The 22,762-nt window shown below is 72.2% G+C and carries 20 protein-coding genes; 14 read left to right on the top strand and 6 right to left on the bottom strand.

Features of this window, described 5'->3' with window-relative positions; translation table 11 throughout:
- Nucleotides 1-150 precede the first annotated feature (150 nt).
- Complete coding sequence (locus ACZ43N_RS29515; RefSeq protein WP_468101820.1) at nt 151-1,476, bottom strand: ABC transporter substrate-binding protein; 1,326 nt, start codon at nt 1,474-1,476, stop codon at nt 151-153.
- A gap of 128 nt (nt 1,477-1,604) precedes the next feature.
- Here ACZ43N_RS29515 and ACZ43N_RS29510 point away from each other — a divergent pair, with 128 nt between their 5' ends.
- Together ACZ43N_RS29510 and purU are read left to right on the top strand one after the other, a co-directional pair.
- Nucleotides 1,605-2,105 (top strand): SCO4402 family protein, encoded by a 501-nt coding sequence (locus ACZ43N_RS29510; protein WP_468071760.1) that lies wholly within the window; start codon nt 1,605-1,607, stop codon nt 2,103-2,105.
- A 71-nt stretch (nt 2,106-2,176) separates the two neighbouring features.
- The gene (gene purU, locus ACZ43N_RS29505) at nt 2,177-3,058 is read left to right on the top strand and encodes a formyltetrahydrofolate deformylase (RefSeq protein WP_468072318.1); all 882 of its coding nucleotides are present in this window, start codon (nt 2,177-2,179) and stop codon (nt 3,056-3,058) included.
- A gap of 13 nt (nt 3,059-3,071) precedes the next feature.
- Here purU and ACZ43N_RS29500 read toward each other — a convergent pair whose 3' ends face one another.
- Both ACZ43N_RS29500 and ACZ43N_RS29495 read right to left on the bottom strand, forming a co-directional pair.
- On the bottom strand, nt 3,072-4,496 hold the full coding sequence (locus ACZ43N_RS29500; RefSeq protein ID WP_468102063.1) for a zf-HC2 domain-containing protein: 1,425 nt from the start codon (nt 4,494-4,496) through the stop codon (nt 3,072-3,074).
- 356 nt (nt 4,497-4,852) lie between these two features.
- On the bottom strand, nt 4,853-5,434 hold the full coding sequence (locus ACZ43N_RS29495) for a sigma factor (protein ID WP_468101818.1): 582 nt from the start codon (nt 5,432-5,434) through the stop codon (nt 4,853-4,855).
- A gap of 494 nt (nt 5,435-5,928) precedes the next feature.
- Here ACZ43N_RS29495 and ACZ43N_RS29490 point away from each other — a divergent pair, with 494 nt between their 5' ends.
- Both ACZ43N_RS29490 and ACZ43N_RS29485 read left to right on the top strand, forming a co-directional pair.
- The gene (locus ACZ43N_RS29490) at nt 5,929-6,333 is read left to right on the top strand and encodes an STAS domain-containing protein (RefSeq protein ID WP_468102062.1); all 405 of its coding nucleotides are present in this window, start codon (nt 5,929-5,931) and stop codon (nt 6,331-6,333) included.
- Nucleotides 6,334-6,493: 160 nt separating this feature from the next.
- The gene (locus tag ACZ43N_RS29485; protein WP_468101817.1) at nt 6,494-7,006 is read left to right on the top strand and encodes an EF-hand domain-containing protein; all 513 of its coding nucleotides are present in this window, start codon (nt 6,494-6,496) and stop codon (nt 7,004-7,006) included.
- Between the two features lie 45 nt (nt 7,007-7,051).
- Here ACZ43N_RS29485 and ACZ43N_RS29480 read toward each other — a convergent pair whose 3' ends face one another.
- Complete coding sequence (locus ACZ43N_RS29480; RefSeq protein WP_468101816.1) at nt 7,052-8,548, bottom strand: class I adenylate-forming enzyme family protein; 1,497 nt, start codon at nt 8,546-8,548, stop codon at nt 7,052-7,054.
- Between the two features lie 154 nt (nt 8,549-8,702).
- Here ACZ43N_RS29480 and ACZ43N_RS29475 point away from each other — a divergent pair, with 154 nt between their 5' ends.
- The 4 genes from ACZ43N_RS29475 (at nt 8,703) to ACZ43N_RS29460 (ending at nt 13,020) form a co-directional block, all read left to right on the top strand.
- Nucleotides 8,703-9,896, top strand: coding sequence for an amidohydrolase family protein (locus ACZ43N_RS29475; RefSeq protein WP_468101815.1), 1,194 nt, complete (start codon nt 8,703-8,705; stop codon nt 9,894-9,896).
- A 16-nt stretch (nt 9,897-9,912) separates the two neighbouring features.
- Nucleotides 9,913-11,043: an acyl-CoA dehydrogenase family protein gene (locus ACZ43N_RS29470; RefSeq protein ID WP_468101813.1), complete on the top strand. Its 1,131-nt coding sequence runs from the start codon at nt 9,913-9,915 to the stop codon at nt 11,041-11,043.
- 66 nt (nt 11,044-11,109) lie between these two features.
- Nucleotides 11,110-11,988: an acyl-CoA dehydrogenase family protein gene (locus ACZ43N_RS29465; RefSeq protein ID WP_468101811.1), complete on the top strand. Its 879-nt coding sequence runs from the start codon at nt 11,110-11,112 to the stop codon at nt 11,986-11,988.
- 504 nt (nt 11,989-12,492) lie between these two features.
- The gene (locus ACZ43N_RS29460; protein WP_468101810.1) at nt 12,493-13,020 is read left to right on the top strand and encodes an ATP-binding protein; all 528 of its coding nucleotides are present in this window, start codon (nt 12,493-12,495) and stop codon (nt 13,018-13,020) included.
- 503 nt (nt 13,021-13,523) lie between these two features.
- Here the strand turns inward: ACZ43N_RS29460 and ACZ43N_RS29455 are convergent.
- On the bottom strand, nt 13,524-14,456 hold the full coding sequence (locus tag ACZ43N_RS29455; RefSeq protein ID WP_468101808.1) for a cyclase family protein: 933 nt from the start codon (nt 14,454-14,456) through the stop codon (nt 13,524-13,526).
- A 105-nt stretch (nt 14,457-14,561) separates the two neighbouring features.
- On the opposite strand from ACZ43N_RS29455, the gene ACZ43N_RS29450 reads away from it, so the two are divergent.
- The 4 genes from ACZ43N_RS29450 to ACZ43N_RS29435 all read left to right on the top strand — a co-directional run bounded on the left by ACZ43N_RS29450 (nt 14,562) and on the right by ACZ43N_RS29435 (nt 19,397).
- A complete protein-coding gene (locus ACZ43N_RS29450; protein ID WP_468101806.1) occupies nt 14,562-15,482 on the top strand; it encodes an SDR family NAD(P)-dependent oxidoreductase in 921 nt (306 codons plus the stop codon).
- A 276-nt stretch (nt 15,483-15,758) separates the two neighbouring features.
- The gene (locus ACZ43N_RS29445) at nt 15,759-16,898 is read left to right on the top strand and encodes an acyl-CoA dehydrogenase family protein (RefSeq protein ID WP_468101804.1); all 1,140 of its coding nucleotides are present in this window, start codon (nt 15,759-15,761) and stop codon (nt 16,896-16,898) included.
- 58 nt (nt 16,899-16,956) lie between these two features.
- The gene (locus ACZ43N_RS29440; protein ID WP_468101803.1) at nt 16,957-18,006 is read left to right on the top strand and encodes a Zn-dependent alcohol dehydrogenase; all 1,050 of its coding nucleotides are present in this window, start codon (nt 16,957-16,959) and stop codon (nt 18,004-18,006) included.
- 179 nt (nt 18,007-18,185) lie between these two features.
- Nucleotides 18,186-19,397, top strand: a complete 1,212-nt coding sequence (locus ACZ43N_RS29435; protein ID WP_468101801.1) for a glycosyltransferase — start codon at nt 18,186-18,188, stop codon at nt 19,395-19,397.
- Between the two features lie 19 nt (nt 19,398-19,416).
- Here ACZ43N_RS29435 and ACZ43N_RS29430 read toward each other — a convergent pair whose 3' ends face one another.
- Nucleotides 19,417-20,499 carry a GlxA family transcriptional regulator gene (locus tag ACZ43N_RS29430; protein WP_468101799.1) on the bottom strand — a complete coding sequence of 361 codons (1,083 nt, stop codon included), beginning with the start codon at nt 20,497-20,499 and terminating at the stop codon, nt 19,417-19,419.
- Nucleotides 20,500-20,570: 71 nt separating this feature from the next.
- Between ACZ43N_RS29430 and ACZ43N_RS29425 the strand changes: the two genes are divergently transcribed.
- Both ACZ43N_RS29425 and ACZ43N_RS29420 read left to right on the top strand, forming a co-directional pair.
- A complete protein-coding gene (locus ACZ43N_RS29425; RefSeq protein ID WP_468101798.1) occupies nt 20,571-21,923 on the top strand; it encodes an MFS transporter in 1,353 nt (450 codons plus the stop codon).
- Between the two features lie 106 nt (nt 21,924-22,029).
- Nucleotides 22,030-22,572 (top strand): hypothetical protein, encoded by a 543-nt coding sequence (locus ACZ43N_RS29420; protein WP_468101796.1) that lies wholly within the window; start codon nt 22,030-22,032, stop codon nt 22,570-22,572.
- Nucleotides 22,573-22,762 lie beyond the last annotated feature (190 nt).

Here is a 22,762-nt window from a genome sequence, read left to right as displayed (position 1 = left end):
TCGCGACACGTGTCGAGCCGGTGGACCCACCAGCGGCTACGGCCTCGGCGACGTCCGCCCGCCGGGGCGTCACCGACGCCGGAGACGCCGTCGGCCGGGTCGCGCCGGAACTCGACACGAACCAGCGTCGGCCCGGGGTCGGCCGCCGGGTCACAGCTCCGCGTCGACCAGGGTCTTCTCCACGTCCACGAAGCCCTGGCGGGCGGCGACCAGGCGGCCCTTGCGGACCACCTGGAAGGTGACCTCCGGGTTGATCAGCCGGGGGAAGCCGGCGGCGGCGATCAGGTCCTCGAAGCGCCAGGTCAGCGGCGGTGTCAGCCCGCCCGTGGTGACCTTCAGACCGTCGTCGAGGGTGTTGCGGATCGCCTGGGAGGTGACCTCGCCGTCGCCGATCCTCTCGATGACGGTCCTCAGCACGGTGTACGCGATCCACGTGGTCTGCACGCCCGGGTCCGCCGGGTCGATGCGGTTGTCGCCGAAGGCGTGCTCCCGGATCACCTTCTTCATCCGGTCCCAGCGCTTGTCGGTCTCCACCGGGTACCAGCCGGTGACGTACGTCCCCTCATAGGGCCCCGACCTGCCGCCGGTCGCGTCGACGAGGGACTGGTCGACGCTGCCCAGCACGGAGGCGGTGTGTACGGCGGGGTAGTCCTTGCGGTCCCGGCGGAACGAGTCCATGAAGGTGGAGGTGCGGTCGCCGAGCGCGGACACCACGCACCCCCGCTTCGCGGGGTCGCCGGTGGCCCGCCGCAGCGCCTGCCGGGCGTGGTCGGAGTACTCGGTGGCGTCGTCCGCGGCCAGCTGGTCCTCGGCCCCGCGGTGGCCCCCGGAGCGCAGCCCCGAGTTCAGCAGCAGCGGAAGCTGGTCGCCCGCTATGGAGTCGGGGCGTACCAGGGCCACGGGCCCGCAGGCGTCCGCGAGCTGCTCGCCGAGGCCGGCCATGAGCGCGGCCTGGCCGCCGTTGACCGGGTAGGACAGGGAGCTGGAGAACTCGTCGTCGGTGACGCCGTAGCCGCCGATGTACGGGATGCCGGCGGACTCCAGCGGGGCGAGGAAGGAGCGGCCGTGCTGGCTGTAGGAGCCGACGACCGCGACGGCGTCCTCCTTGGCGGCGCGGCGGGCGCACTTCGCGGCGCCCACCGTGTCGTTGTGGTCGTTGCAGGTGAGGATGCGCAGCTCACGGCCGTTGATGCCGCCGCCCGCGTTGACCCAGCGGGCGTACGCCTTGGCCATGGCCGGCATGCCGGGCTTGTTGGTGGCGGCGGTCTTCTCCGGCGCCCAGGTCATGACCGTGATGGGGCCGTCCCCGGAACCCCCCGTGACGCCGGAGACGACCCCGCACCCGGCGGCGAGCGACGCACACAGCGCCAGAGCGGCGACTCTCGCGGTACCGGCCCGTTTCGTCCTGGTACGACGGAAACCGCCGGGGCGGAGGTGCGTGGGACGGTCTGCTGAGGTGCGTCGCCTGCCGGTCATGGCTCCGCACGATTCCGCCACATCACCAACCCGGGCGTGACGATCGGCCAACGCGGGGTGACCGAGAGGTGAATTACGGGAAGCTACGATCGTATTTTCGAGGGAGTGCAGAGAGGAACGCGGGAGCGATGACCGTCCAAGGTTCGGAGAACTCTTCCCGTCGCGGGCGTCGCTCATCCACCATGGGCGGCATGCCACTGAACGACATGCCTTGGTGGCGCTGGCGCAGCAATGTGCGCTCCGCGCTGCACATGCTCTCCGATCCGGTGTTCCAGCGGGACGTCTGGCTGGCCGGCGTCGACGGCTACGGTGACGTCACCGACGCCGTGTACCGCCTGGTCGAGGACACCTGGCTGGACAACTGGTCCGCGGAGAAGTACGTGGGTGCGATCTTCCGTGACGCGCAGGAGGCGGCGCTCGTCGACACCGCCGTGCTGCGCGTGCTGCGGATCATGCACCAGGTGGGGCCGGACGCCCCCGTCTCCGCGTACCTCGACCACCCCGCGTGGCCCGAGGCCGTCCGTGCGGCCCGCGAGGCCCATGTGCGCCTCTCGGTGAGCGACGGCGAGGACCCGGACACAGCGCCGCGCACGCTGGAGGTGCTGCGCATCATGACGAGGGCGGCATAAGGGAAGCGCGGGACGGTCCGGTCCGCGGGACGATTGCCGACATGGGTACGCCATATGCGACCCTGTCGGGCATGAACGCGCAGCCCACTCGCACCGCGGCGCCCGCCGACCAGTACGTCCTCACCCTCTCCTGCCCCGACAAGCAGGGCATCGTGCACGCCGTGTCGAGCTACCTCTTCATGACCGGCTGCAACATCGAGGACAGTCAGCAGTTCGGCGACCACGACACGGGTCTGTTCTTCATGCGCGTCCACTTCTCGGCGGAGGCTCCGGTGAGCCTGGACAAGCTGCGGGCGAGCTTCGCGGCGATCGGCGACTCCTTCCACATGGACTGGCAGATCAACCGCGCCGAGGAGAAGATGCGGGTCGTCCTGATGGTCAGCAAGTTCGGGCACTGCCTGAACGACCTGCTGTTCCGGGCGCGGATCGGGGCGCTGCCGGTCGAGATCGCGGCCGTGGTGTCCAACCACACGGACTTCGCCGAGCTGGTGGCCTCGTACGACATCCCCTTCCACCACATCCCGGTCACGAAGGACACCAAGGCCGAGGCCGAGGCGCGGCTGCTGGAGATCGTCCGGCAGGAGAAGGTCGAGCTGGTGGTGCTCGCCCGGTACATGCAGGTGCTGTCGGACGACCTCTGCAAGCAGCTCAGCGGGCGGATCATCAACATCCACCACTCGTTCCTGCCGAGCTTCAAGGGCGCGAAGCCGTACCACCAGGCGCACGCGCGGGGCGTGAAGCTGATCGGGGCGACGGCGCACTACGTCACCGCCGACCTCGACGAGGGGCCGATCATCGAGCAGGAAGTCGAGCGCGTCGGCCACGGGGTGACCCCCGAGGAGCTCGTCGCGATCGGGCGGGACGTGGAGTGCCAGGCGCTGGCGCGGGCGGTCAAGTGGCACGCCGAGCGCCGCATCCTGATGAACGGGCGCCGGACGGTCGTCTTCGCGTAGGACGACGCGCCGGTCACATCCGGCTCAGGGACGCCGCCGCGAAGAGGACGTCCCTGATGGCGCTGCGGTCGCCCATCTGGCCGGCCGCGGCCTCCTGGGGCGGGACGTGGCCCGCGGCGAGCCGGCAGAACTCGACGCCGTCGAGGGCGACGTGGGCGACCTCGTGCTCGGCGGAGCCGACCGCGGCGGGGGAGTCCAGCGGGATGAGCCACACGCCGCCGCCGGAGCCCTCGATCTCCAGACGGAGGCTGCGCCCGGGCGCGCCGACGGCCACGAGATGGCGGCCCGCAGCGGGTGACCGCGACGCCAGGCCCGTCCGCCGGCGCTCGGCCAGGACCAACGGCAGCATCCGCGCCGCGAGGTCGATCATCTGGTGGAGATGGCGTCCGGAGGGGGCCGTGTACGGGTAGTCCACCGCCTCCGCGATGTCCTCCGCGTGGATCCAGCACTCGAAGGCCCGGTCGAGCATCGCGTCACGCAGCGGCAGCTCGAACCCGCCGTACGGGACGACCAGCCGCCCGGAGCCCCCGGAACCCGTGGCACCCTCGGGGCCGTCCGCGTCCTCGGGGCCGTCGGCGTCCTCGGGACCGTAGCCCCTGAACGACGTCGTACGGACGATGTCGTGGCTCTGCTCCCGCCATGGCCCGCGGACGGCACGGCCATGGGGGAAACGCGAGTCCTTCCAGTACGCCTCGGTGCGCGCCTCGGGAGTACGCAGGTCCGGGGCGGCCGCCAGGTGCTCCAGCGGGTCTTCCAGGCCCAGCGCGGTCGCCACGAGGCCGTCGACGGACAGCAGGTGCGCGATGACCCCGGCGACGGTCGTCCGCCGGGTCACCGGGCCCTCGCCCTCGAACCAGCGCAGCCGCACGGGCGCGTGCCAGTCGGCGTCGTCGATGTCCTGCAGCAACGCATCCAGCCGGGCCGCCTCCGCGTCGTACGGAGCGGCCCAGCCCGGGACGGGGATGCGGGGCGCGCGGCGGTCCAGACAGCTCCGCAGGACCCGGGTGCGCAGGGACGGGGGGAGGTCGAGGCTCTCCGGCGGGTGCAGCAGGCCCACGGCCTCCCGCAGCCGCCGCGCCTCCTCCGCGCACCCGCCGCACACCCCGAGGTGCTCCTCCACCGCCGCCGCCTCCTCCGCCGAGCACACGGTCAGTGCCCACGCCCCGAGCAACGCCTTCAGCACCCGGTGCTCCAGCACGAGGGGGGCGGGGGGACGGGACGGGGCCGAGGGTTCGGGTGACGCGGCCGGGGCGTCGTGCGGTGGCGCCGGGCGCTCCTCGTCGAGGGCAGCCGGCGGGGGCGTCTGCCGCGGGGCGGGGTCCGGCAGGGGCAGTCCCGTGTCCTCCACCGAGGACCGCGGCAGCGGTATCAGGGGCGGCCCCACCGGCGCGTCACCCGCACCGCTCCCCGGCCCACGGGTGCCGTCGCCGTGCTCCAGGCCGCACGCGTCGCCGTCCGGACCGCCGGTGTCACCGGTCTCCGCGCCACCGGTCTCCGCGCCACCGGTCTCCGAGCCACCGGTCTCCGCGCCACCGGTACCGGCGGCTGTCCCGGCATCCGCCGACGTCTCCTCGGCGCCCTCCGGCTGTTCCGGCCGCTCCCGCCCGTCTCCGTTCGCCTCCTGCTCGCTACCCGCGGCTGTCCCGGCGTCCGCCGACGTATCCTCGGCGCCCTCCGGCTGTTCCGGCCGCTCCCGCCCGTCTCCGTTCGCCTCCTGCTCGCTCTGCCCCGCCACCGCGTTCTCCGTGTCCTCCGGCTCTTCCCCGTAGGCGCCGGAGGGGGTCGTTCCGTTGGTCACGCCGTACCCCCGGGTTCGGGCGGGGTGCCGGAGGGCCGGGTGTCGTGGGCGGTGGCGAGGAGCTGGAGGCCGAGGCGGAGGCGGCGGCGGGCCTCGTCCTCGGTGACGCCCAGGTCGGCGGCGGTCCGCCGGTAGTCGCGGCGCTGGAAGTACGCCAGTTCGAGGGCGGCCCGCAGCGGCGTGGGCATGGCCTGCACTATGTAGTCCGCGCGGGCTGCGACCGACGCCTGGTGGACCTTGCGCTCCAGCTCCTCGGCGCCTCCGTCGCCGCCCCGGGCGAGCGCGGCCGTCTCGGTGGCGCGCAGCCGCTGCACGGCCAGCCGGTGGGTGAGCGCGGCGACCCAGGAGCGCAGGGGGCCCTGCTTGGGGTCGTACGCCTCGGGGTCCTCCCAGATCTGGACGAACACCTCGCGGGTGATGCCGTCGGCGGCCCGCTCGTCACCGAGGACGCGGTGGGCGAGGCCGTGCACGAGCGACGCGAACCGGTCGTACAGCTCACCGAGCGCGGCCGCCTCGCCGCGCGTCAGCCGCTGTCGCATCCTGAGGTCCCAGCGGGGCGGTGCGTCCTGCGTCGCCATGCGGCCCCCTCACCCTGCTTCTGTCTGCGCCGTTCCTGTTCGCGGGCCGTTCCGTCCGGCCCGTGGCCGGGCCGTCGCTCCGCGCCGTGTCCAGCCTCTGTGCACCGCGTTCTCGAATGTAGTCGGCACCGCTGACCGCGCACGCCCCTTTATGGCAATGTGCGCCCCTCGCGAGGCCGAAGGTGGTAGGGACCTCCTCCGATGCGCTGTTCAGGCCGCCCACATGGGCGTCCGCCCGTCCTCCGAGGTCCGGTGCGACGTTCCTGCAGCGCGAAACTGGCCACTCCGGACCGCACTTGTATTGATCTCAATCGCTTGTTGATCGGTTCTCGATCACTAGTGACCGTACTCGATGCAAATCTCACCGAAAAGGCCCGTGAAATGGCTCGCTTACCACGCGCTCCCGGCGGAGTACGGGTGTTTCATGGAACGACGGCGGGGCAGCCGCGCAGCAGGAAGCGGTGTATTCGCTTCCGGTTCGGCGACTGAGAGGCATCGCGGTGGAGTTCAAGGTGACCGACGGCGAGCAGGGTGACTGGGCCGTGCTGCGGGTGTCGGGAGAGATGGATCTGGTGACCTCACCGGTGCTCCGTCAGCGGGTGCACGAGGCGGTGGCCGACGGCCGCCGCAGCATCGTCCTCGACCTCTCCGGCGTCGTCTTCTGCGACTCCAGCGGTGTGGGCGTCCTCATCGCCACCCGCCGCCTCATGCGCTCCTGCCAAGGACGGCTGCGGCTGATCCTGCCGCCTGACGGCAGGGCCGGCGGCCCGACGGACGGCGCGCACGTCAACCGGGTCATGGCCGCCCTCGGCGTCCGCCGTCTCTTCGACGTCCACCCGGACGTCATCTCGGCGGTGGCGCCGGAGCCCGAGGGCGAGACCGACGCCCTCTCGGCCTGACCGCGCCGGGAGCCACACTGTTGTCCCGGAATTCCCGCAGTCTTGGTACAAGCGTCGCTTTCGCGCTCCGCCCCGCCCGAAGACGTCGTACGCTCCGTCCGAGGAACACCGACAGGCACGGACAAGCATTCCACTCGACGTAAGGCGGGCCCGAAAGAACATGGTCAGCAGCGAGTACGAGCGCCGGATCGCCGCCCGGTTCGCCACCTTCGACCAGGACGGCAACGGCTGGATCGACCGCGAGGACTTCAGCGCGGCGGCCAAGGCGGTTCTCAACGAGTTCGGCACCCCCGCCCGTTCGGACAAGGGCCAGTCCCTGTACGGCGGTGCGGAGGCCTTCTGGCAGGGCATGGCCGGGATCGCGGACCGGGACGGCGACCAGCGCATCACCCGGGACGAGTTCGTGAACGGCGCGGTCAAGCGGCTGCGTGACAACCCCGAGCGGTTCACCGAGATCGCCCGGCCGTTCCTGCACGCGGCCCTCGCCGTCGCGGACGCCGACGGGGACGGCTCGGCCACGGTCGACGAGACCGCCCGCATCCTCAAGGCCCTCGGCGTCCCCGAGCACCTCGCCACCGCCTCGGCCGCCGCCCTCGACACCAACGCCGACGGAAAGGTGGACGAGGTGGAGGTGGTGACCGCGTTCGCCCGCTACTTCACCGTGCCCGAGTGATCACCGAAGGGGGTCCCGTTCGGTTCGTGACCCCTTCCGGCCGGTTCACGCAAAACGCTCGCGGAGCTTGTACTTGAGCACCTTCCGCAGGGTCTCGTTGCGGGGAAGGGCGTCCACGACCTCCACCTGCTCCGGCAGTTTGTGGACGGAGAGCCCTTCCGCACGCAGGTGTGACGTCACCGCCGCCAGGGTCAGCGGCTCGGTGTCCGGCGGCTGTTCCACGACCGCGCAGACCCGTTCCCCGCGCTCGGCGTCCGGCAGCCCGATCACCGCCACGTCCCGCACGGCCGGGTGCCGGTGCAGCAGGTCCTCGATCTCCTTCGCGGAGATGTTCTCGCCCTTGCGGATGATGACGTCCTTCAGCCGCCCGGTCAGCACCAGATGCCCGCTGTCCGTCAGCCGGCCGAGGTCGCCCGTGACGAAGAACCCGTCCGCGTCGAACGCCGCCGCCGACTGCTCAGGGTCCAGATAGCCCTGGCAGACGGCCTCCCCCCGCAGGCGCACCTCCCCGTCGACGATCCGTATCTCCATCCCCTCCGGCGGCCGCCCCTCCGTGGTCGCCAGGTTCTCCGCCGAGTCGTCCGGCGCCCCCATCGTGATCATCGGGACCTCGGTCATGCCGTACCCGTGGGTGAGCTGCACGCCCATCTCCCGTACCACGGCGTGGTACAGCTCCGGCGGCTTCGGTGCCCCGCCGCCCGCGAGCAGCCGCAGCGAGGGGATGACCGGGACGCCCGGCTGCCGGCGCTGCTCGGCGAGGAACATCGAGTAGAACGCCGTCGACCCGCCCGCGACCGTCACTCCGTGCTTGCGGTAGCCCTCCAGCGCGCCCGGCAGCGCGAAGTGCTCGAACAGCACGGCCGGGAAGCCGTACAGCAGGAGCATCACCAGGTAGTCCAGGCCGCCTATGTGCGCGTACGGGAAGGCGATCGAGCCCACGTCGTCCCGGGTGAGGCGCAGCGCGTGGGCCAGGCAGGAGCCGCCCGCGATGAGGGAACGGTCCGTGTGGAGGACGCCCTTGGGGTCGGAGGTGGTGCCGGAGGTCCAGTAGATCCAGCGCACCGAGGTGCCGTCGGCCGGCGGTGCGGGCAGGGCGGCCGGATCACCGTCCGGGAGGCCGTCGTACGCCTCGAAGATCCCCCGGGCGTCCAGCCGCCGGGCCATGCCGGTGTGGTCGAACCCGCGCCACTCGCCGGGTACCGCGAAGAACTCCGCCTTCGACTCCCGGAGGGCGAAGCCGACCTCGCGGTCGCGGTAGAAGGGGATGACCGGGGACTGTACGGCGCCCAGACGGGCCAGGGCGAAGGAGAGCAGGACCGTCTCGATCCGGGTGGGCAGCTGCCAGGCGACGACCGTGCCGGGGCGTACGCCCAGGTCGGACAGGCCCGCCGCCACCCGCTCGGCGCGGGAGCGCAGCTCGCCGAAGCTCAGGGTGCGGTCGTCCTGGAGGAGGACCGGCCGGTCGGGGGTGAGCACGGCACGGCGGTCGAGGAGTTCCCAGAGGGTGCGGGACGTGCCGAGTGCGTGGGCGGTTTCGTTCACAGCGGCCCCCTGTCCGGAGGACTCGTCCGAAGAGCTGACGAGCTGTCAGATGGTGGGCAGAGCGTAGGCCGAGGCGCCTTGTCGGTCCAGGGGTGTGCCACTAACCTGCTCGACAAGGATCTGACGGTCCATCAGATAACTGAGTGGGGGATCCATGACCGAACTGCCCCGCATCATCAGCGTCGACGACCATGTGATCGAGCCCGCACATCTCTTCGAGACCTGGCTGCCGCAGAAGTACCGGGAGCGCGGTCCCCAGCCGCTGACCGCCGGTATCGGCGAGCTCGCCTATGTCGCCGGGAAATACCAGATCACGATGGACCCCGAGGGCCAGCCGACCGACTGGTGGATCTACGAGGACCTGAAGTTCCCGTACAAGCGCAACATCGCGGCCGTCGGCTTCGACCGCGACGAGATGACCCTGGAGGGCATCACCCGCGAGGAGATGCGGCGCGGCTGCTGGGACCCCAAGGCGCGGCTGGCCGACATGGACCTCAACCACGTCGAGGCCTCCCTCTGCTTCCCCTCCTTCCCCCGTTTCTGCGGGCAGACCTTCGCCGAGGCGCACGACAAGGAGGTCGCCCTGGCCTGTGTGCGCGCCTACAACGACTGGATGGTCGAGGAGTGGTGCGGCGACAGCGGCGGCCGGCTGATCCCGCTGTGCCTGATCCCGCTGTGGGACATCGACCTGGCCGTCGCCGAGATCCGCCGCAACGCCGCCCGGGGGGTCCGGGCGGTCACCTTCTCCGAGATCCCCACCTACCTGGGGCTGCCCTCCATCCACTCCGGCCACTGGGACCCGTTCTTCGCGGTCTGCCAGGACACCGGCACGGTGATCAACATGCACATCGGGTCCAGCTCCCAGATGCCGGCCGCCTCCCCCGACGCCCCGCCCGCCGTACAGGCCTCGCTGTCCTTCAACAACGCGATGGCCTCGATGATGGACTTCCTCTTCAGCGGGGTCCTGGTGAGGTTTCCGCGGTTGAAACTCGCGTACAGCGAAGGGCAGATGGGCTGGATCCCGTACGCGCTCGAACGGGCGGACGACGTCTGGGAGGAGCACCGCGCCTGGGGCGGCGTCCGCGATCTGATCCCCGAGCCGCCGTCGACCTATTACTACCGGCAGATGTTCTGCTGCTTCTTCCGTGACAAGCACGGGGTCGCGTCGCTGGACGTGGTCGGGCGCGACAACGCGACGTTCGAGACCGACTACCCGCACGTCGACTCGACCTTCCCGCACACCAAGGAGGTCGCCCTCGACCATGTGAAGGGCCTCGACGACGAGACGGTCTACAAACTCATGCGCGGCAACGCGATCCGCATGCTCGACCTCGACTTCGACAGGTGACGGGCGGCCCCCGGTCATGGATCTCTCGTACAGCCCGCAGGAGGAGGAATTCCGGGCACGGCTGCGGGAGTGGCTGGCGAAGGTCCTGCCCTCCCTGCCGCCGAAGCCGTCCCCCGACGACTGGCCCGCGCGGCGCGCGTACGACCTCGGCTGGCAGCGGACGCTGTACGACGCCGGGTACGCCGACGTCCACTGGGACGCCTCCCCGACCCTACGGCTGATCTTCCTGGAGGAGACCGAGAAGGCCGGCGCCCCCTACGTCGGCGCCAACTTCGTCGGGCTGCTGCACGCCGGGCCCACCATCGCCGCCGAGGGCACGGCCGAGCAGCGGGCGCGCTGGCTGCCGCCCGTGCTGCGTGGCGAGGAGGTCTGGTGCCAGGGCTTCAGCGAACCGGACGCCGGATCCGACCTCGCGGCGCTGCGCACCCGCGCGTACCGCGACGGCGACGACTACGTGGTCAGCGGCTCCAAGATCTGGACCTCCCACGCGGAAGTCGCCGACTGGTGCGAGCTGCTGGTGCGGACCGATCCCTCGGCCCCCAAGCACCGGGGCATCTCATGGCTGGCCCTGCCCATGGACGCGCCCGGCGTGACCGTACGGCCGCTGCGCACGCTCGCCGGCTCCACCGAGTTCGCCGAGGTCTTCCTCGACGAGGTGCGCGTCCCCGTGGCCAACCGGGTCGGCGAGGAGAACGACGGCTGGCGCGTGACCATGGTGACCCTGTCGTTCGAGCGGGGCACCGCCTTCGTGGGCGAAGTGGTCGCCTGCCGACGGGTGCTGGGGGAGGTCGCGCGGGAGGCGCGGGCGAACGGGCGCTGGGACGACCCCGGGGTCCGGCGGCGGCTGGGGCGGCTGAACGCCGAGTTCCGGACGCTGTGGCGGCTCACCCAGTGGAACGTCAGCGAGGCGGAGTCCTCCGGCGGGGTGCCGGGGGTGGGGGGATCGGTTTTCAAGCTGAGGTACTCGCGTGCCCGTCAGGAGCTGTACGACGCGGCGGCGGAGGTGCTGGGGCCGGAGGGGCTCGATCTCGGGCGGCCGTGGGTTCTCGATCGGCTCAGTTCGCTGTCGTACACGATCGCGGCGGGGACGTCGGAGATCCAGCGGAACATCGTGGGGGAGCGGATTCTGGGGCTGCCGAAGGGGTGAGGGCGGGTGGTTGTGGGGCGCCCAGGGCGTGGGGTGTCTGTCGGGCTGTGACGAGGAGCTCCTGGGATGCGGTTTCAACTCAGTGATGATCAGCGGCATGTGAAGAACGGGGTCCGGGGACTGCTCGCTCGGCGGTTCGGGCCCGGCGTGCTGCGGGAGGCCGTCGACGAGCCGCGGCTCGACCGGGGGCTGTGGCGGGAGCTGGGGGCGGCCGGGTTCTTCTCGCTGCGGCTGCCGGAGGCGGAGGGCGGGGTGGGGCTCGGGCTGCCCGAGGCCGTGTTGGTGTTCGAGGAGGCGGGGCGCGCGCTGCTGCCCGGGCCGCTGGTGGCCACGCATCTGGCGGCGGGCGGGGTACCGGGGGCCGCGACCGGAGAGACCGTGGTGACGACGGTCGGGGGCGGCGGTCTGGTGGAGTGGCTGGACGCGGCCGACGTGGTGACGGGGGACACGGCCGGTGCGGTCGCGGTGCGTTCGGTCGACCCGTTGACGCCGCTGCACCGGGTACCGGTGGACTCCCGCCGGCCGGACGACCTCTTCGTGCTGCTCACCGCCGCCGAGCAGCTCGGCACGGCGGTGCGGACATGCGAGGCGGCCGTGCAACACGCCCGGACCCGGCAGCAGTTCGGGCGGCCGATCGGGGCGTTCCAGGCGGTCAAGCATCTCTGCGCCGAACTGCTGGTCCGGGTGGAAATGGCCAGGGCGGCGGTCTATGCGGCGGCCGTCACCGCCGACCCGGCCGACATCGCGGCGGCCCGGCTGCTGGCCGACGAGGCGGCGGTGCGCGGAGCCCGCGACTGCCTCCAGGTCCATGGCGGCATGGGGTTCACCTGGGAGGCCGACGTACACCTGTGTCTGAAGCGGGCATGGGTCCGGGCGGAACGTGGCGGGTTGATGACGCAGAGTGAGGAAGTGCTGGCCGGCGAACTGTTGGTCGAGGCGGGTTGAGCACGCTGACCAGGGCGGCCGTGAAGTCTGTGGCGGCATCATGTGTGAATGTCGCGGAACGTGGCATACCGGAATTACCGAGCGTTGATACCGGGTTGTGTCCTACGTGTGACTTGTCACGGCCTGGAGTCGGAGTCGTACTCCGGTACCTTCTGGGGGATGCGAGTGGTTCCGAGGCCCAGCCAGCCCGGTGTTGCCCTTGTGGCGGCCCCGGATCCGGCGATGTCCGCCGCCCGTGAAGTGGGCCGGAGGTGTGTCGCTCCGGTCTGTTCGACTCTCCGCGATGAGCGTCGCACAGTATGCCCCAGGCGTACTCCTTCGCGCTGGAATATGCCCGAAGCGCTTGTTGGGGTGACTGTACGTCAACCATGCTGTCCTGTAAGGGGATCACGTTCCGTGATTCCGGTGCCGACGACAGGGGAGTCGGCCGTGCAGAAGATGACCACGATCGTGGCCCCTGAGGGGCGTGCGGCGATGTGTCCGCCGGTTCGGATGGTGTGAGCGGTGCAGGTGCTTCAAGTGCAGCTGGAGATCCGGCCCGACCCCGCAGAAGTGGGTCGCGCCCGGAGATGGGCCCGTTCACGGCTCGCCGGGTCCGGGATAAGGGATGACGAGCCGCTGGGCGAGACGCTGATCCTGCTCGTCTCCGAGCTGGTCACCAACGCGGTCGTCCACACCGGGCGGCCGGCCGTCCTGCGTCTGCTGCTGTCCGGGCTCCGGGACGGCTCGGCCGGCACGGTCCGCCTGGAGGTCGCCGACGCCAGCGCGTGTCCGCCGGCACCCCGCTGTGCCGACGGCGACGAGACGGGCGGACGCGGCCTCGCGCTCGTCGAGGGGCTCGCCGACCGATGGGGCTGGAGTCACGAGGGCATCGGCAAACGCATCTGGTGCGAACTGGACCGCGTCATCCCCGGCCCGCCCGCAAGCACGGGCGCGGGTGGCGTCGCGACCCCCGCCGTGTGCCCGTCGGCGCGCGCGGTCACAGGCGTGGCGGCGGTGGCGCGCGGCGGGTTGGCGTACGGGGTGGTCTAGCGGCCGCCCGTATGGGTTGGCCGGTGGGGCCTCGGGACGGGTACGGAAGGGCGCGGGAGACTGCGCGACGGCTGCGACTCGGCTGCGGCAGCCACGCGGCCGTACCGCTGAGAAGGTCGGGCGCCCGGCTCGCGCTCACGTCGCACGCGCCTGCGCGCCGAAGCACGGCACCGGCCCGTTCTGCTCAGGTGGCGGTCGAGTGCGCCGGTGGTGCTCCCGTACGCGGCGTCGGCACCCGGGGCCTGAGCGGCAAATCCCCGAACGGGTGTTGACGGGCCCTGTCCGTTTGATCACGCTTGTGGTCATCGATTCGCCGCGAGGGGACGACGAGGGCTTCGGTGACGGAAGCCCTCGACGAGAGTGGGTCGTGTTTCGGCGTCGGCTCCCCACTGGGCCCGGGCAGTGGGGCGGGTACGCCGAGGCGGATGGTGGCGCGCGGTGCCGAGCTCGGGGCGGGCAGCGGCGCGCCGCCAGCCGATCCGGCAAAGGGTGGGGTGGGGCTCTCACAACACCGCCACCGGGGCCACCGGTGTACCCGTGGCGCCGACGAACGGCTCCGGCATCGCCGACAGCAGGAAGTCGTACCGCCTCGTTTGTCCACAGGCTGTGGACAACTCCTCCAGGTTCCAGTTCTGGCCCTGCGGCATCCCCATCTCGACCAGGTGCAGCGCATGCACCGGGAGCCACAGGTCCTCGATCTCCGGCGGGAAGATCTCGAAGGTCATGGTGTCGTTGGCGACGGCGGCGACGTCACGCGCGTGGAACCACTCAGGGGTGCGGATCGACAGCCCCGGTGACGGGAACGCGTACCCGTGCTTGTCGCCCGCGAGGTACGCCTGGACCTGCCCGGTGCGGACGAGGACGATGTCGCCGGCCCGGACCCGCACACCCGCCGCCTCCTCGGCCGCGTCCAGGTCTTCGGGGGTGACCGCGTGGTCGCCGGGCAGGCGGCCGTCGCCGAGGCCCAGGGCGCGCGGGACGTCGAGGAGCACGCCGCGCGAGACGACGTGGCGGACCTTGTCGATGCCTGCGAACGCGGCCCCGGCGTGGGGGGTGACCGTGGCCGCCGGGCGGCCGTTGTAGACACGGCCCGAGTGGGAGACATGGGGGAGGGCGTCCCAGTGGGTGCCCGCCTGAAGGCCCATCGTCACGGCGTCGTCGCTGCACGCGACCGTGCCCGGCCCGAAGATCTCCTGGTTGATCTGCACCATGACGTGCAGTGGATTGACCCGGCCGGGGATCATCCCCGTCTGCACCCCGTCCTGCTGCAGGGGCAGCGCGAGCGGGACGCGGCGTCCGGAACGTACGGAACCGGCGGCCTCGCGGACCACCTCGTCGGTGATCAGGTTGAGCGTGCCGATCTCGTCGTCCGCCCCCCAGCGGCCCCAGTTGTTGACGCGCTTGGCGATGTCGTGGAACTCCGTGGGCAGTGACATCGGCCCTCCCCGGGGCTTGTGTCGAAGTATCTGACGGGCCGTAGAATCGGCGTGCGAGCAAATCTAACGGTCCGTCAGAAACCGCGATGAGGGGAAGGGGCCGGGGTGGGAAACTTCTTGGCAGGCAAGGTCGTCGCCGTCACGGGCGCGGGGCGGGGGATCGGCCGCGCGGTCGCCCTCGCGGCGGCGGCGGAGGGCGCGCGGGTCGTCGTCAACGACTACGGCGTGTCCGTCGACGGCTCCGAACCGACCAGCTCCGTCGCCGAGACCGTCGTCAAGGAGATCGAGGCGGCCGGGGGCGAGGCCGTCGCCGTCGCCGACGACATCTCCACGATGGCTGGCGGGCAGCGGGTGGTGGACGCGGCGGTCGCCGCGTACGGGCGGATCGACGGGGTGGTGTGCGTCGCCGGGATCCTGCGGGAACGGATGCTGTTCAACATGTCCGAGGAGGAGTGGGACCCGGTGGTCGCCACGCATCTGAAGGGCACGTTCACGGTGTTCCGCGCGGCGTCGGCGGTGATGCGGAAGCAGCGGGGCGGGACGTTGATCGGCTTCACCAGCGGCAACCACCAGGGGTCGGTCTCGCAGGCCAACTACAGCGCGGCCAAGGGCGGGATCATCTCGCTGGTGCGGAGTGCGGCGCTCGGGCTGCACCGGTACGGGGTGACCGCGAACGCGGTCGCGCCGGTCGCGCGGACGCGGATGTCCGCCGGAGTGCCGGTGGAGTTGACCGAGATCGGCGAGCCGGAGGATGTGGCGGCGTTCGTGGTGTACCTGCTGTCCGAGCGGGCTCGGGCGGAGGGGATCACCGGGCAGGTGTACACGGTGGCGGGGCCGAGGATCGCGGTGTGGGCCCAGCCGCGGGAACTGCGTTCGGCCTGGGCGGAGGGGGGTTGGACGCCGGAGCGGATCGCCGAGGTGTTGCCCGGGGTGGTGGGGGTGGATCCGATGCCGATGCTGGCGCGGGTGGAGGAGATGGCGCGGGCCGCTGCCGCGGGGGATCGGCCGAATCAGGGCGCCTCATAGCTCGGGGCCGGGGTTGTCGGGCGGCTGCGGGTGGAGTGTGGCTGGTCGCGCAGTTCCCCGCGCCCCAGAGGGTGGGGGCGTGTCCTTGGGTTGTGCGTGCGCGTGGTTCGTGGCTGGTCGAGGCAGTTCCCGCGCCCCTGGGCGTGTGGGGATGTGCGTTGGCCGGTTCGTGCGGGTGGTTCGTGGCTGGTCGCGCGGTTCTCCGCGCCCCTTGAGAGGGCGCGCCTGGTGGATCAAGTCGCTCTGGATGGGGTCGACCGAAGGCGGTGCAGGCGGGTGGAGTTCGGATTCGGGGTGGAGAGTGAGGCGTTCCGGGCCGAGGTGCGGGGCTGGCTGTCGGCGCACGCCCATCGCGCCGGGGACCGGCGGGCCTGGGAGCGGACGCTCGGGGCGGACGGGTGGATCGGGCTCGGGTGGGCGGAGGGCGGGTACGGCAACCGGACGGCCACGCTCGTGCAGCAGGTCGTGTGGGCCGAGGAGTACGCGCGCGCCGGAGTGCCGCCCAGGTCGGGGCACATCGGGGAGAAACTGCTCGCCCCCACCCTGATCGCCTTCGGCTCGCGGGAGCAGAAGGAGCGGTTCCTGCCGCCGATCGCCCGCGGCGAGGAGCTGTGGTGCCAGGGCTACAGCGAGCCGGGCGCCGGATCGGACCTCGCGGGCGTGCGCACCAGGGCCGAGCGCGCCCCGGACGGGACCTACACCGTCACCGGGCAGAAGATCTGGACCTCCCTCGCTCACGAGGCGGACTGGTGCTTCGTGCTGGCGCGCACCGAACCGGGGTCACAGCGGCACCACGGGCTGTCGTTCCTGCTCGTTCCCATGGCCCAGCCGGGCCGCATCGAGGTGCGGCCGATCCGGCAGATGACCGGCACGAGCGACTTCAACGAGGTGTTCTTCGACGGGGCGCGCGCCGAACACGTCGTGGGCGGCGAGGGCGACGGCTGGCGGGTCGCCATGGGCCTCCTCGGCTTCGAGCGCGGCGTGTCGACGCTCGCCCAGCAGATCGGGTTCGCCAAGGAGCTGCATGACGTCGTACGGGCCGCCGTGGAGAGCGGCGCCGCCGACGACCCCGCAGTCCGCGAGCGGCTCGTACGGCAGTGGGCCGAGCTGCGGGTGATGCGGTGGAACGCCCTGCGGACGCTGGGCGGTTCGGAGGAACCGGGCGCGCCGAGCGTGGCCAAGCTGCTGTGGGGGCGGTGGCATCAACGGCTCGGGGAACTGGCGATGGAGGTGCGGGGCGCGCGGGCGGCGGTGGGGCCCGCCGAGTGGTCGCCGCGGACGCCGTACGAACTCGATCCGTTCCAGCACCTGTTCCTGTTCAGCCGGGCCGACACCATCTACGGCGGTTCGGACGAGGTGCAGCGCACGATCATCGCCGAGCGGGTGCTCGGTCTGCCGAGGGAACCGAGGGGTTGAGGGTCTTGAGGATCTTGCGGGTGGTCGGCCTGTCGACGGACGGGCGGGGGGTGCCGGCGTGAGAGGCGTGGTGTTCGACGGGAAACGGGTCGAGGTCGTCGACGATCTCGACGTCCGGGAGCCGGGGCCCGGCGAGGTCCGGGTGGCGGTGGCGGCGGCCGGACTCTGTCACAGCGATCTGTCGGTGGTGGACGGGACGATCCCGTTCCCGGCGCCGGTGGTGCTCGGGCACGAGGGCGCGGGCGTCGTCGACGCGGTGGGGGCGGGCGTCACCCATGTCCGTCCCGGCGACCACGTGGCGCTGTCCACCCTCGCCAACTGCGGGACCTGCGCCGACTGTGACCGGGGCCGGCCCACGATGTGCCGTCGCGCGATCGGGCGGCCCGAGCGGCCGTTCACGCGGGGCGAGGAGCCGGTGTTCCAGTTCGCCGCCAACTCCGCCTTCGCGGAGCGGACCGTGGTCAGGGCCGTGCAGGCCGTGCGGATTCCGCAGGACATTCCCCTGCCGTCCGCCGCGTTGATCGGGTGCGGTGTACTGACCGGGGTCGGCGCGGTCCTCAACCGGGCACACGTCGACCGGGGTGAGAGCGTGCTCGTCATCGGGGCCGGGGGCATCGGTCTGAACGTCATCCAGGGGGCGCGCATCGCGGGCGCGGTGCGGATCGTCGCCGTGGACGCCAATCCCGAGAAGGAGGCGGTGGCCAGGCAGTTCGGCGCCACCCACTTCCTCACCTCCACGGAGGGCGTACGGGAGGTCGTACCGACCGGCGTCGACCACGCCTTCGAGTGCGTCGGCCGCGTCGAACTCATCCGCCAGGCGATCGACCTGCTGGACCGGCGGGGACAGGCGGTGCTGCTGGGCGTGCCGGCGGCCACGGCCGAGGCGTCCTTCCGGGTCTCCTCCCTCTACCTGGACAAGGCGATCCTCGGCTGCCGTTACGGGTCGTCCCGCCCTCAGCGGGACATCGCGCTCTATGCCGAGCTGTACCGCGAAGGGCGGCTGCTGCTCGACGAGTTGGTGACCGCCACCTACCCGGTGGAGGACTTCGCGAAGGCGGCCGAGGACGCGGCGGAGGGGAGGGTCACGCGGGCGGTGCTCACGTTCTGAGCGCCGGGGAGGGGAGAGGGCGTGCGGCGAGCTCCGTGGCGCAAACAAAAGGGCAAGGAGGTCACCGACTCCTTGCCACTCTCAACTTATAGCGCACGGGGGGCCTTGCGGCAAGGGCCCGGTCGTACCGCAGAATCACCGGCCTGAGCGTGATTCAGCGGGAGATCGGGAGTGGTGAGGTGCGCGTTGTGCTGTCGACCTACGGGTCGCGCGGGGACATCCAGCCGATGGCGGGACTCGCGGCGCGGTTACGGGAGCTGGGTGCCGAGGTGCGGGTGTGCGGCCCGGCGGACGAGGAGTTCGGGAAGCTGCTCGCCGGGATCGGCGTGGAGATGGTGCCGTACGGGCCGTCGGCGAGGGCGCTGACGAAGGCGGCACCGCCCGCATCGTCCCTTCCCGAGCGCGCCGCACAGGTGATCGCCAGTCAGTTCGAGGTGATGACCGAGGCGGCCGAGGGCTGGGACGTGCTGGTGGCGACCGGCATGATTTCGGCCGCGGCCGGTGCGCGCTCGGTGGCCGAGAAGCTCGGCATCCCCTCGGTGTCCGTGACCTTCCAGCAGCTCACCCTGCCGTCGCCGGAGCGCCCGCCGCTGGCGTACCCCGGCCGTCCGCTGCCGCCGGACGTGACCGACAACCGGGCGCTGTGGGATCTCGACGCCCAGGCCACCGACGCGTTGTTCGGGGAGGCGCTCAACACCAGTCGGGCGGCGGCCGGACTGCCCCCGGTGGACGGCGTCCGCGACTACGTCGTCGGCGACCGGACCTGGCTGGCGACGGACCCGGTCCTTGATCCGCCGCTGGGGATGCCGGACTTCGACGTCGTCCAGACCGGCGCGTGGTTCCTGCCCGACGAACGACCCCTGCCGGACGAGCTGTCGGCGTTCCTGGACGCCGGTGAAGCCCCGGTCTACGTGGGCTTCGGCAGCATGCCCATGCATGCCTCGGCGGACGTCGCCCAGGTCGCCGTCGACGCGGTGCGGGCGCAGGGCCGCCGGGTGCTCGTGGGGCGCGGCTGGGCCGATCTGGCCCTGAGCGACGAGCGGGACGACTGCCTGGCCGTCGGCGAGGTCAACCACCAGGCGCTGTTCGGGCGGGTGGCCGCCGTCGTGCACCACGGTGGCGCCGGCACCACGACCACGGCCGCCCGGTACGGTGCGCCCCAGGTCGTCGTACCGCAGCTGGCGGACCAGCCGTACTGGGCGGGCCGGGTGGCCGCCCTCGGGGTCGGGGCGGCCCACGACGGTCCCACCCCGACCCACGCGTCCCTGACGGCCGCGCTGGAGGTGGCACTCGCCCCGGAGACGGGGGAGCGGGCGAGGGCGGTCGCCGGCGCGGTCCGCACCGACGGGACGACGGTGGCGGCGAAACTGCTGCTCGACGGGGTCGGGTGAGGGCGGTCGAGCGCCGGCCCTATGGCCAGGGCTGTTGCGGGGCCGTGGGCGTCGCTCCGCCCGAGCGGAAGGTGCGGCGGTAGGCGGTCGGGGTCACGCCCAGGGCTCCTTGCAGGTGCTGGCGCATCGACTGGGCCGTGCCGAAACCCGCGTCGTGGGCGACCTGGTCGATGGAGAGGTCGGTGGACTCCAGGAGGTGGCGGGCCCGTTCGACGCGCTGTCGGGTGAGCCACTGGCCGGGGCTGACACCGACCTCCTCGCGGAAGCGCCGCGTGAACGTGCGCACCGACATGGACTCCTGCCGGGCCATGTCGCGCAGCTGGATCGGTTCGTGGAGCCGGGCGAGGGCCCAGGCGCGGGCGGCGGTCGTCCCGGTGGCCTGCGGCTCCGGCACGGGCCGCTGGATGTACTGCGCCTGCCCGCCGTCCCGGTGCGGCGGCACGACGGTACGGCGGGCCACGTCGTTGGCGACGGCGGTGCCGTGGTCGCGCCGGACGAGGTGCAGGCACAGGTCGATGCCGGCCGCGACGCCCGCCGAGGTGAGGATGTCGCCGTCGTCCACGAACAGCACGTCGGCGTCCACCTTCACCTTGGGGAACAGCCGCTGGAAGTGCTCGGCGTGGTACCAGTGCGTGGTGGCCGGGCGGCCGTCGAGGAGGCCGGCGGCGGCCAGGATGTAGCCGCCGGTGCAGATGGAGACGAGCCGGGTGCCGGGGCGGATGTGGGCGAGGGCGGCGGCCAGTTCCGGGGTGAGGACGCCGTCCTCGTGGACCGGGCCCAGCTCGTGCGAGGCGGGCACCACGACGGTGTCCGCGGTCGCCAGGGCCTCGGGTCCGTTCGGGATGAGGACGTCGAAGTCGGCGTCCGTCTCCACCGGGCCGGGCGGCCGGATCGAGCAGGTGACGATGTCGTAGAGCCGACGGCCGTCCGCGCCCCGCGCCTTGCCGAAGATGCGCTGCGGGATCCCCAGCTCGAACGGCAGCAGACCGTCCAGGGCGAGGACGACGACACGGTGGCGGGCACCGGACCCGGTGGCCTTCGTGCGCGGCCCGGCGGGTTCCGGGCGCGGCCCGGTGGGCGTCGTACGCGGCTCAGCGGTCATGGCCCGATCCTAGCGAATGCTGTCCTTCGGGCCACTCGTACTGGAAGATCGCAGGTCCGAAGCTTGGCGGCATGACGCAGAGAGCCGACGACGTACCCGCGCTGGCCCGTATCGCGACCGATCAGCAGCCCCACCAGTCCCGCCCGGCCAAAACCTCCCGTGTGCACCGCGCCTGGTTCGTCGCGGCCGTCACCTTCGTGACGATCATCGGAGCGGCGGCCTTCCGTTCCCTGCCGGGTCTGCTGATCGACCCGCTGCACGACGAGTTCCACTGGTCCCACGGCACCATCGCGTCGGCGGTGTCGGTCAACCTGGCGCTGTACGGGCTGACGGCGCCGTTCGCCGCCGCGCTGATGGACCGCTTCGGCATCCGCCGGGTGGTCGCGGTGGCCCTCACGGTGATCGCGGTCGGCGCCGGTTCGACGGTGTGGATGACCTCGGCCTGGCAGTTGATGCTCTGCTGGGGCCTGCTCGTGGGGCTCGGCTCCGGCTCGATGGCGCTGGCGTTCGCGGCGACGGTCACCAACCGCTGGTTCACCGAGCGGCGCGGCCTGGTGTCGGGCATCCTGACCGCCGCCTCGGCCTCCGGGCAGCTGATCTTCCTGCCGCTGCTGTCCTGGATCGTCTCGGAGCACGACTGGCGGCCCGCCGCCGTCACCGTGGCCCTCGCCGCCCTGGCCGTCGTCCCCTTCGTCTGGCTGCTGCTGCGGGACCACCCGGCGGACGTGGGGCTGAAGCCGTACGGGGCCACGGAGTTCGTGCCCAAGCCGATGCCCGTGCCGGGGGCGGCGAGCAGGGCGATCAGGGTCCTCCTCTCGGCGGTGCGGACCGGGCCGTTCTGGCTCCTTGCCGGCACCTTCGCGATCTGCGGCGCCTCCACGAACGGCCTCATCCAGACCCACTTCGTGCCGGCCGCCCACGACCACGACATGCCCATCACCGCGGCGGCCTCCCTGCTGGCCGTCATCGGCGTCTTCGACGTCGTCGGCACGATCGCCTCGGGCTGGTTCACGGACCGCTACGAGCCGCGGCGGCTGCTGGCCGTGTACTACGCGTTCCGCGGTCTCTCCCTCCTCTTCCTGCCGCATCTGCTGGCCCCCTCCGTGCACCTCCCGATGATCTTCTTCATCGTCTTCTACGGTCTCGACTGGGTCGCCACCGTCCCGCCCACCATGGCCCTGTGCCGTGAGCACTACGGCGACGACAGCGCCATCGTCTTCGGCTGGGTCCTCGCCTCCCACCAGGTCGGCGCCGCCCTCGTCGCCTTCCTCGGCGGCCTCGCCCGCGACACCTTCGGCGAGTACGACGTCGTCTGGTACGCCTCCGGGGCGCTGTGCGCGGTGGCGGCGCTGATGGCGCTGGTCATCCGGCGCCGGCGGCCGACCACGACCGCGGGCGGCGGCGTGGCGGTGGCCGGGGCCTGATGTACGGCGGTGCCGGGGCGGGGCCGACGCAAGGCGGTTCCCGGTGGGGCGGGCGCAACCGTTTCGTGCCGGGCACACTCCCTTTAGGCGGGGAGGGGTGCTGGTGATGTCCATGGCGAAGCCGGAGGCGACGGGCGAGGGTGTGACCCGCGGGAGCGCCGAACCGGCGGCGGTGTCCATGGCCGTGCTCGGCGTCGAGGGCGCGCTGTCGTGCGCGGCGCTGTTCGTGGTCGCGCTCGGCGCCCAGGCGGGGCCCGGCGGCAGGGAGCCGTTCGCGGCCCTGGCGGTCGTGCCGCTGATGCTCGTGCTGGTCCTCTTCGCGGGTGGTGTGCTGACGGCGGCGTACGTCGTCCCGGCCGTACGCCTCGCCCACTGGACCGCGCGGGAGCTGACCGGCCGGACCCCCTGGTGGTGGGTCCCGCCCGCCTGCACCCTGTGGGTGCTCCCGGCCCTGGCCGTGCCGGACTGGCACCTCGCCGGCCTCGCGCTCTACGCCGTTGTCCTGCCTCCGGCCCTGGCGGTGCACGTCACCGTCGTACGCGCCCGCGCGGGCCGGCCGGTGCAGCCCTGCGCGGCGATCATCACATGGGGGGCGCTGGCCGCCGGATGCGTGGTGATCGGCGGCGGGGTGGTCGTGGCGGTGGGCTGAGGCCGGCAGGGTTCAGCCGGTCGTGAAGCCGCCGAAGCGGCCCCGGTGGAACAGCAGCGGCGCACTCGCCCCGTCGAGTTCGTCGGTGGCGCCCGCCGGTGCAGCCCTGCGCGGCGATCATCACATGGGGGGCGCTGGCCGCCGGATGCGTGGTGATCGGCGGCGGGGTGGTCGTGGCGGTGGGCTGAGG

The organism is Streptomyces sp. NPDC030814, from assembly GCF_055572155.1.
Note: the sequence above shows the minus strand (reverse complement) of the source record. Positions and strands in the feature narration are given on the sequence as shown.